General features: G+C 73.9%; 1 protein-coding gene and 1 pseudogene. Both read right to left on the bottom strand.

Features of this window, described 5'->3' with window-relative positions; genetic code table 11:
- A pseudogene (locus FNQ90_RS23410) lies at positions 1–426 on the bottom strand (molybdopterin-binding oxidoreductase); the annotation flags it as partial.
- Between the two features lie 133 nt (positions 427–559).
- Positions 560–1,339: FAD-binding domain-containing protein (locus tag FNQ90_RS23405; RefSeq protein ID WP_323380141.1), on the bottom strand; the 780-nt coding region annotated here is incomplete at its 5' end.

Genomic DNA, 1,339 nt, shown 5'->3' with positions numbered 1-1,339 from the left:
GGTGTCGGAGGGGGAGGACGCGGGACGGGAGAGGGCGAGGGCCGCCACGACCATCCCGAGCAGCAGGGCGCCCACCGCGGCCGGACCGCGACGCCGCGCCGACCACAGCCCCAACCCCACGGCACAGCAGGTGAGGACGAGGACCACACCGAGCTGCAGCACCACCTTGTCCGCGGTGCCGAAGGTGGCGATCGCCCACTCCTTCACGGGAGCCGGGGTGGTGTCGATCACCGCTCCGCCGACAACCGTGACGGGGCGTGCGCCGGGCCGCAGGAGCCCGGCGCACAACTCGCCCGCTCCCAGCGCGGCCCCCATGGCGAGAGGGCCGCTCAGCGCCGCCGCCGCGCGGCGGGCCCCCGGCCGACCCCCGGTCGGGGGGCCGGGGGTCGGGCCGGGGGTGCTCCCCGCCGTGCGGTGTGCGGTCATGCCCCTTATTCGGGGCCGAGCCGCCGATGGATGGGTCACTCACCCGAAAGAGTGAAAAACCCTTGTCTTCGCCGTGGTGGACCCCCCACCCGCGCTCCGCGGAGGAGGACTCCGACACCCGGGCCGGGCGGGCTCAACGCCGGCGGGCCCGCTCGAACCGCTCCCGGCCCTCCGCCAGGTCCACGATCGGATCCGGATAGTCCCCGATCCTTGCCCGATCGAGGCCCTCGAGCCTCCAGGGTTGGTGCACGGAGGACCCCTCCACCTCGGCGAGTTCGGGGACCCAACGGCGGACGTACGTACCGTCCGGGTCGAACCGACCGGCCTGGGTCAGGGGATTGAGCACCCGGTTGGGGCGGGTGTCGGTGCCGGTGCCGGCGATCCACTGCCAGTTCATCTGGTTGTTGGCGATGTCGCCGTCCACCAACAGGGACAGGAAGTGCTCCGCCCCCACCCGCCAGTCCACGTAGAGGGTCTTGGTCAGGAAACTGCCCACCAACAGGCGCCCGCGGTTGTGCATCCACCCCTCGGCGGCCAGCTGGCGCATCGCGGCGTCCACGATCGGGTAGCCGGTGCGCCCCTCCCGCCAGGCGGCCACCTCCTCGGCGGCCTCGCCGTCGGCGGACCGCCACCGGTCCTCGCGACCCCGATAGTCGTGTCGGGAGCACTCCGGGCGGGCCGCCAACACCTGGTGGTGGAAATCGCGCCAGGCCACCTGGCGGACGAACGCCTCCGCGCCGGCGCCGCCCACCCCACGCGCGCGCCGCACCAACTCCACGGGGGAGACGCAGCCGAAGTGCAGGTGGGGGGAGAGCCGGGAGGTACCGTCCCCGGCCAGGTCGTCGTGGCGGTCGGCGTAGTCGAGCACACCCCCGGTCAGCCACTCCGTCATCCGGCGACGACCCTCCCTCTC

The sequence above is a fragment of the Streptomyces alkaliphilus genome (assembly GCF_014141535.1).
GTDB classification, from domain to species: domain Bacteria; phylum Actinomycetota; class Actinomycetes; order Streptomycetales; family Streptomycetaceae; genus Streptomyces; species Streptomyces alkaliphilus.
The sequence above is the reverse complement of the archived record's forward strand: the minus strand, read 5'-3'. Positions and strand labels throughout refer to the sequence as shown.